The organism is Streptomyces sp. NPDC059567 (assembly GCF_042735655.1).
GTDB lineage: Bacteria > Actinomycetota > Actinomycetes > Streptomycetales > Streptomycetaceae > Streptomyces.
In genome coordinates, this window is sequence record NZ_JBHWBS010000101.1 from 20884 (window position 1) to 28665 (window position 7782).

Annotated in this window: 6 protein-coding genes and 1 riboswitch; of the genes, 3 read left to right on the plus strand and 3 right to left on the minus strand. The window is 69.5% G+C overall.

Going from position 1 to position 7782, the window contains the following annotated elements; translation table 11 throughout:
- Positions 1-184: 184 nt before the first annotated feature.
- Genes ACFVZW_RS31195 through ribD form a run of 3 tightly spaced genes read right to left on the minus strand, consistent with a single transcriptional unit; the run spans position 185 to position 2492 of the window.
- Positions 185-775 carry a nicotinamide riboside transporter PnuC gene (locus tag ACFVZW_RS31195; protein ID WP_384528357.1) on the minus strand — a complete coding sequence of 197 codons (591 nt, stop codon included), beginning with the start codon at positions 773-775 and terminating at the stop codon, positions 185-187.
- 44 nt (positions 776-819) lie between these two features.
- Positions 820-1428, minus strand: coding sequence for a riboflavin synthase (locus tag ACFVZW_RS31200; protein ID WP_384528345.1), 609 nt, complete (start codon positions 1426-1428; stop codon positions 820-822).
- A 2-nt stretch (positions 1429-1430) separates the two neighbouring features.
- Positions 1431-2492: a bifunctional diaminohydroxyphosphoribosylaminopyrimidine deaminase/5-amino-6-(5-phosphoribosylamino)uracil reductase RibD gene (ribD, locus tag ACFVZW_RS31205; protein WP_384528360.1), complete on the minus strand. Its 1062-nt coding sequence runs from the start codon at positions 2490-2492 to the stop codon at positions 1431-1433.
- A gap of 189 nt (positions 2493-2681) precedes the next feature.
- Positions 2682-2811, minus strand: a riboswitch (FMN riboswitch).
- A 241-nt stretch (positions 2812-3052) separates the two neighbouring features.
- Here ribD and ACFVZW_RS31210 point away from each other — a divergent pair.
- The 3 genes from ACFVZW_RS31210 (at position 3053) to ACFVZW_RS31220 (ending at position 7633) form a co-directional block, all read left to right on the plus strand.
- Positions 3053-5404, plus strand: coding sequence for a chitinase C-terminal domain-containing protein (locus ACFVZW_RS31210; protein ID WP_384528348.1), 2352 nt, complete (start codon positions 3053-3055; stop codon positions 5402-5404).
- Positions 5405-5528: 124 nt separating this feature from the next.
- The gene (locus ACFVZW_RS31215) at positions 5529-6296 is read left to right on the plus strand and encodes an SDR family oxidoreductase (protein WP_384528351.1); all 768 of its coding nucleotides are present in this window, start codon (positions 5529-5531) and stop codon (positions 6294-6296) included.
- A gap of 86 nt (positions 6297-6382) precedes the next feature.
- The gene (locus tag ACFVZW_RS31220) at positions 6383-7633 is read left to right on the plus strand and encodes a serine hydrolase domain-containing protein (RefSeq protein WP_384528354.1); all 1251 of its coding nucleotides are present in this window, start codon (positions 6383-6385) and stop codon (positions 7631-7633) included.
- Positions 7634-7782: the final 149 nt, after the last annotated feature.

Sequence of the window (7782 nt, forward strand, 5' to 3'; positions counted from 1 at the left end):
AAGTGTTAATTATTTTGCGCTCATACGGGGGGGTGGCTGTGCTGGGGGGCTTTGGGGGGTGGCCCTGCTTTCGCTGGTCAACTCTGTCCTCGGACGACGACGGGCCTGCCGGCGGCGATGTCGCGGATGGCCTGCTCGACGGGGTCGAGGGACAGGTCGGTGACGTCCCAGATCGGCAGCGCACTCATGCCGTGGCTCCTTCCAGAGCGGGGGTGGTGCGCGTCCGGAGCCACCAGTCGCGCATGCCCCAGATGACGAGGGCGAAGTAGATGACGTAGACCAGGCCGGAGAAGGCGAGGCCGCTGTTGAAGGCAAGGGGGACGCCGACCAGGTCGACGAGGAGCCAGGCGAACCAGAACTCGACCAGGCCGCGGGCCTGGGCGACCATCGCGACGAGCGTGCCGACGAAGATGTACGCGTCGGCCCACGGGCTCCAGGAGAGCGACGGGTAGAGGGTGAACAGGCCGCCGACGGCGAGGGTGCCGAGGACCGCGCCGGCGAGGAGCAGTCCGCGCTCCTTCCAGGTCGCGAAGCGGACGGCGATGGAGCCGTCCTGGGCCTGCTGCTTGCCCCGGTTCCACTGCCACCAGCCCCAGGCGGCGACGCCGATGACCAGGAGCTGCTTGCCGACACCGCCGCTGAGGTGGGCGGAGGCGTAGGCGCCGACGAGGATGACGCCGGAGAGCAGCTGCGCGGGCCAGGTGAGTATGGAGCGCCGCCAGCCGAGCGCGAGGGCGATCAGACCGATCGTGTTGCCGATCATGTCGGACCACATGATGTGCTGACCGAAGGCGGTGAAGGCCTCGGAGTTGAGCCAGCTCACTTGACGTTCTCCTTGGCGTTCGGGCCGAGCAGTCGCTCGACGTACTTGGCGATCACGTCCACTTCGAGGTTGACCGGGTCGCCGCTCTGCTTGATGCCGAGCGTGGTCAGCGCGAGGGTGGTGGGGATGAGGCTGATGGTGAACCAGTCGTCGGCGGCCTCGACGACGGTGAGGCTGACGCCGTCGACGGTGATGGAGCCCTTCTCGACGACGTAGCGCGAGAGGTGTGCGGGCAGGGCGACCTTGACGATCTCCCAGTTCTCGGACGGGGTCCGGTCGATGATCGTGCCGGTGCCGTCGACGTGTCCCTGGACGATGTGTCCGCCGAGGCGGTCGCCGACGGCCATCGGACGCTCCAGGTTGACGCGGGAGCCGACCTCGAGGGCGCCGAGCGAGGAGCGCAGAAGCGTCTCCTCCATCACGTCGGCGGTGAACTCGCCGCCGCCGAACTCGACGACCGTGAGACAGACACCGTTCACGGCGATGGAGTCCCCGTGCTTGGCGCCTTCCGTGACCAGGGGTCCACGCAGGCTGAAGCGGGAGGCGTCGGCCAGCTTCTCGACGGCGGTGACTTCGCCCAGTTCTTCGACGATTCCGGTGAACACGGTCAGGCTCCCTTGAGGGTCGCGGTGATGCGGAGATCGGGTCCGATGCGCACGGTCTCGGTGACGTCGAGCCGCAACGCTTCGGTGATGGTGGTGATTCCGGCGTCGGCGAGGGCGTTCGGGCCGGCGCCGAGGAGGACGGGGGCGAGATAGCCGACGACCTGGTCGACGGCTCCCGCGGCGACGAAGGCGCCGGCCAGGGTCGGCCCGCCTTCGAGGAGGACGGAGCGGACGCCCTGCTGGTGGAGCATGGCGAGGAGGTCCGGGATGTCGAGGCCGCCGCCAGGGGCGCGGGACAGCCGCCACGTCTCGGGGAAGTGGGCGGTGTCCTCCAGGAGGACGTCCTCGGCCACGGCGATCACGGTGCGGGCCGCGTCGTCGAGGACCCGGGCGCCGGGCTTCACGGCGCTCGCCTCGGTGTCGACGACCACCCGCAGCGGCTGGTCGGCGCCTTCGATGCCCCGTACGGCCAGGTGGGGGTCGTCGGTGCGGGCGGTGCCGGAGCCGACGACGACGGCGTCGGACTCGGCGCGCAGCCGGTGGACGTCGGCGCGGGACTCGGCGGAGGTGATCCAGCGGGAGGTCCCGTCGGCGGCGGCGATCCGGCCGTCGAGGGTGGCGGCGTACTTCCAGCGGACGAAGGGGCGGCCGAGGCGTACGGAGGTGAGCCAGGCGATGTTGCCCGCCTCTGCCTCGTTCTCCAGAAGGCCCTGCTCGACGTCGACGCCGGCCGCGCGCAGGGTGTCGGCACCGCCCGTGGCCTGCGGGTTCGGGTCGCCGACCGCGTACACGACCCGGCTGATCCCGGCCTCGACGAGCGCTTGAGCGCAGGGGCCGGTGCGGCCGGTGTGGTTGCAGGGTTCGAGAGTGACGTAGGCAGTGCCGCCGCGGGCGCGCTCGCCGGCCGTGCGCAGGGCGTGGATCTCGGCGTGCGGGCCGCCGGCGCGCTGATGAAAGCCCTCGCCGACCTGGTGTCCGGAGGCGTCGAGGATGACGCAGCCGACGATCGGGTTGGGGCTGGTGGAGCCGAGACCACGGGCGGCGAGCGCGATGGCGCGTCGCATGGCGGTGATGTCGGTCGGCTCTGCCACCGGGTCCTCCTGCCTCTTCGGGCACGGACTCCGGGGCCTGTCGATGACGACAGAGAGCGGGTACGACGCTACGCACAGGGATGCCAAGGCCGGACAGACCGGTCGCCGACGAGGGCGACCAGCGGCGATACGGCCGAAGCGCCCCCTTGATAGGGTCGCCCGCCGCGCACTGCCTCCCATCCGGACTTTCACCGTCGGTCCAGGAATTTCACCTGGTCAACCGGCCGCTGGCTGCGGACGGGTCGCGGACTATACCGCCGGTTCGGAATTACACCGACCCCGGAGTGCGCTGCTGCTGATACAGGGCCAGTCTGCCACGCCCGATCGTCGGCCATGCGAGTGAGGCCCTGTGGGCTGGCTCACAGCATCCCATGGACCCCTTCGTTGGTCCAGACCTATTGACGCACTGGTCTAGTCCTCTTAATCTCCGTGTCACCTCCGAGGCACGGCCCGCGGTGTGCGCACTCCACGGGCCCAACACGACCCACCCCTTTGTTCGTTGTGTTCTTTCACCTCCCCAGGAGGAACCGATCGTGTTGTCCCCCACGAAGACGAGGGTCTCGCTGCTCGCGTCCGGCGCCGCCGTCGCCGGTCTGCTGATCAGCTCCCTCGCGGGCGGTGTCTCGTACGCCGCCGACCACGAGGGCTGTCGCCCGGACGGGCTGTACAAGACCCCCGGCGTCGACGTCCCGTACTGCTCGGTCTACGACACCGAGGGCCGCGAGAAGATGGGCGCGGACCACCAGCGCCGGGTCATCGGCTACTTCACCGGCTGGCGCACCGGCAAGAACGGCGAGCCCGCCTATCTCGCCAACAACATCCCGTGGGACAAGATCACCCACATCAACTACGCCTTCGGACACATCGGTTCCGACAACAAGCTCTCCGTCGGCACGGACGGCCCGAACAACGCGGCCACCGGGATGACCTGGCCCGGTGTCGCCGGCGCGGAGATGGACCCGGCGTACGCCTACAAGGGCCACTTCAACCTGCTCAACAAGTTCAAGAAGCAGCACCCGGACGTCAAGACGCTGATCTCGGTCGGCGGCTGGGCCGAGACCGGCGGCTACTTCGACGACAACGGAAGCCGCGTGAACTCCGGCGGCTTCTACTCGATGGCCACCAACGCCGACGGTTCGGTCAACCAGGCCGGGATCGACACGTTCGCGGACTCGGCCGTCTCCTTCATCAAGAAGTACGGCTTCAACGGCGTCGACATCGACTACGAGTACCCGACGACGATGAAGGACGCCGGAAACCCGCTCGACTGGCAGCTCGCCAACGCGCGCCGCGCGGGCCTCGTCCAGGGCTACGCGGCCCTGATGAAGACGCTGCGCGAGAAGCTCGACCGGGCCGGCGCCGCCGACGGCAAGCACTACATGCTGACGGTCGCCGCGCCCTCCTCCGGCTATCTGCTGCGCGGCATGGAGACCTTCCAGATGCAGAAGTATCTGGACTACGTCAACATCATGTCCTACGACCTGCACGGCGCCTGGAACGAGTACGTCGGCCCCAACGCCTCGCTCTTCGACGACGGCAAGGACGCCGAGCTCGCGGCCGCCGGGGTCTACGGCTCCCAGCAGTACGGCGGCGTCGGCTACCTCAACACCGACTGGGCGTACCACTACTTCCGCGGCTCCATGCCGGCCGGCCGGATCAACATCGGCCTGCCGTACTACACCCGCGGCCACAAGAACGTGCAGGGCGGCACCGACGGCCTGTGGGGCAAGGCGGCGGCGACCACCTGCCCGGCCGGCGCGGGCCTGACCAAGTGCGGTGACGGCGCCGTCGGCATCGACAATCTGTGGCACGACAAGGACACCAACGGCGCCGAGTCCCCGGCCGGCTCCAACCCGATGTGGCATGCCAAGAACCTGGAGAAGGGGATCGTCGGCGACTACGTCACGCAGTACGGCTTCCCCGCGAACACCACGCTGACCGGCACCTACGCCCGCAAGTACGACTCGACCCTGGTCGCGCCGTGGCTGTGGAACGCGCAGAAGAAGGTCTTCCTGTCCACGGAGGACGAGCAGTCGGTGGCCGCCAAGGCCGACTACGTGGTCAGCAAGGGCATCGGCGGCACGATGGTCTGGGAGATGGCCGGCGACTACGCCTGGAACGCGGGCAAGGGCCAGTACGAGATGGGCTCCACGCTCACCTCGCTGATGTACGACAAGTTCAAGGCGGCCGCCCCGTACGGCGCGAAGAAGTCGAACGCCGCGCTGCCGACGCAGGCCGTGAACGTCGGCGCGGAGTTCACCGAGTTCAAGCTGGGCGACTCCAACTACCCGATCACCCCGAAGATCAAGATCACCAACAACACGGCCACCGCGCTGCCGGGCGGCACGGAGTTCCAGTTCGACTACGCGACCGCGGCGCCGGGCAACGCCTCCGACCAGTCCGGATTCGGTACGAAGGTGATCAGCAGCGACCACACGGGCAACAACGTGGGCGGCTTGAAGGGCGACTTCCACCGAGTGTCGCTGAAGCTTCCGGCCTGGCAGTCGCTGGCCCCGGGCGCGACGGTGGACCTGGCGTTCAACTACTACCTGCCGGTGTCCACGCCGTCGAACTGGACGGTGAACATCAGCGGCACGACGTACGCGCTCGCCGGTGACCTGGCGCGCGGGACGACGGTGGTGGAGCCGGGCGGCTCGACCCCGACCCCGACCCCGACCGGTCCGACGCCGACCCCGACGGGTCCGACCCCGACGCCGACCGGTGGCCCCTGCACCGCCCCGGCGTACGTGGCCGGCACGGTGTACAACGCGGGCAACGAGGTCTCCCACAAGGGCCACAAGTGGAAGGCCCAGTGGTGGACCCAGAACGAGGAGCCGGGCACGACCGGCGAGTGGGGCGTCTGGAAGGACCTCGGCACCTGCTGACGCCCTGACCTCGGCAAGAACGCCCGGCGGCGGAATTCACGGCCCTTGCCGCCGCCGGGTCCCTACCGCGTCCTCGCCGTGGTCCGCGTGTGCGGGCCGCGGCGAAGGCGTTCACGCTGGAGACATGACCACGATCCTGGTGACCGGAGGTACGGGCACACTGGGCGGGCCCGTCTGCGAGAAGCTGCGCACGGAGGGCCACGAGGTGCGGGTGCTCAGCAGGCACTCGCCGCCGTACGCCGTCGATCTGCGCCGGGGCGGCCCGCTCCTGGACCGGGCCGTGGACGGCGTGGACGCGATCGTCCACTGCACGAACATCACGCGCCACGACGAGCAGGCGGCCCGGCTGCTGATCGAGGCCGCGCACCGGGCCGGGGTGCGCCATCTGCTGTACATCTCGATCGTCGGCGTGGACCGCGTGCCGCTGGGCTACTACCGCGCGAAGTACGCGGTCGAGCGGCTGATCCAGCAGTCGGGGCTCGGCTGGACGATCCTGCGGACCACCCAGTTCCACGACCTGATCCTGCGTCTCCTGGAGGGGCTGGCGAAGCCGCCGGTGATGCTGGTGCCGAAGGCCGTACGGGACCAGCCGATGGAGGTCACCGAGGCCGCGTACCGCCTCGCGGAGCTCGCGGCGGGCCCCCCGGCCGGGCGTGTGGCGGACATGGGCGGCCCCGAGATCCGTACGTTCGCCGAGCTGGCCGCGGCCTACCTGGGGGCGAGCGGGAAACAGCGGAGGATCGTCGAGGTCCCCCTGCCGGGCAAGGTCTACCGGGGACTGCGCCACGGAGGCCATCTCGCGCCCGAGTCCGCGGTGGGACGGGTGACCTTCGAGGAGTTCCTGGCGACGCGGTTCGACGACGGAAGCACTCCCGGCCGGCCCACGCCCTAGTCCGGTCTGCCCCACATGGGCGCGTCTCACGTCCTTTGCGGAGTGTTCGGCCGAATTGTCGAGTACCTTCCGGCCATAGTGCGGGCATGACACGCACCCGCTTCCACACGCGCCTGCGCACGCGTGCGCGCGCCCGCAGCGCGCTGCTCTGCGCCGCTCTCCTCGCCGCCACCGTCCAGACCTCGGCCGCCACCCCCGCTCTCGCGGAGGGTCCCGGCCACCACGGTGACCGCGACTGTGTGAGGACCGAGCGCCCCCTCGACGGCCAGGCCCGCAAGGTCCTGGACATCACCCGCAAGGCCAAGAAGGACCTGAAGCTGAACTCCGTGGAGCTGAAGGTCACGCTCGACGGGCGCGAGGTCCTCACCGACGCGCTCGGCGAGTCCATGACCGGTGTCCCGGCCCAGCCGGACATGCACTTCCGCGCCGGCTCCGTGGCCTTCGCCCACATCGGCACGGCCCTCCTCCAGCTCGTCGAGGAGGGGAAGGTCTCGCTCGACGACACCGTGGAGCGCTGGCTGCCCGATCTCCCCAAGGCCGAGCAGATCACCCTGCGGATGCTGGCCTCCAACACCACCGGCCTCCACGACTACGTCACCGACCCGGCCTTCCTGGCCGAGCTGGTCCCCCACCCGTTCCGCCAGTGGACCCCGGACGAGCTGCTGGCGTTCCCGTACAGCCACTCGTTCTGGTACGAGCCGGGGACCAACTGGAGCTACTCCCACGCCAACTACCTGCTCCTGAGCCAAGCGCTGGAGAAGATCACCGGCATTCGGATCGACGAGTTCCTGAAGGAGCGGGTCTGGGGTCCCCTCGGGCTCCGCAACACGCAGAACAACTTCACTCCGGACATCCCGAGTCCCGTCCTGCATGCCTTCACGTCCGACCGCGGCATCTACGAGGAGTCCACCTTCTGGAACCCGTCGTGGACCACCGCGCCCGGCGCGGTCATCACCACCGACATCTGTGACCTGGCCCGCTCGGCACAGGCCATCGGCAGCGGCGAACTCCTGTCGCCCCGCTCCTACCGCACCTTCCTGAACCCGGGCACGGTCGGCCTGGGCGGCGGAACCGCCACGTGTCCCGCCACGATCTGCATCAAGCAGACCGAGGCCGCCCACTTCGGACTGGGCATCATCGTGGTCGACACCTGGCTGGTCCAGAACCCGTCGTTCTCCGGCTACGCGGCTATCCAGGCGTATCTCCCCTCCGAGCGCCTCGCCATCGCGGTCTCGACGACCAAGACCGCGAACACGCCGGAAGGCAACACGGCCGAGGACGTCGCCGAACTCATCGCGGCCGAGCTCGCCCCGGGCACCCCGCTGACGATCAGCTGACCCACTGGAGCCAGGGGCGGCCGGCCCCGGTCGGCCACGCCCGGGGGGACACCCCCTAGTAGTGCTTTGTTAGGTGGTCTTGTCGTGGTGGGTGGGTGGTAGTTCGCTGGCTGTATGAGGTCTGGGGAGCTTGCCGCGGTGCGGGGCCG

Coding starts and splice junctions, on each gene's coding strand:
- ACFVZW_RS31195 (WP_384528357.1), bottom strand. CDS start 775: ATGTGGTCCGACATGATCGGCAACACGATCGGTCTGATCGCCCTCGCG.
- ribD (WP_384528360.1), bottom strand. CDS start 2,492: ATGCGACGCGCCATCGCGCTCGCCGCCCGTGGTCTCGGCTCCACCAGC.
- ACFVZW_RS31215 (WP_384528351.1), top strand. CDS start 5,529: ATGACCACGATCCTGGTGACCGGAGGTACGGGCACACTGGGCGGGCCC.
- ACFVZW_RS31220 (WP_384528354.1), top strand. CDS start 6,383: ATGACACGCACCCGCTTCCACACGCGCCTGCGCACGCGTGCGCGCGCC.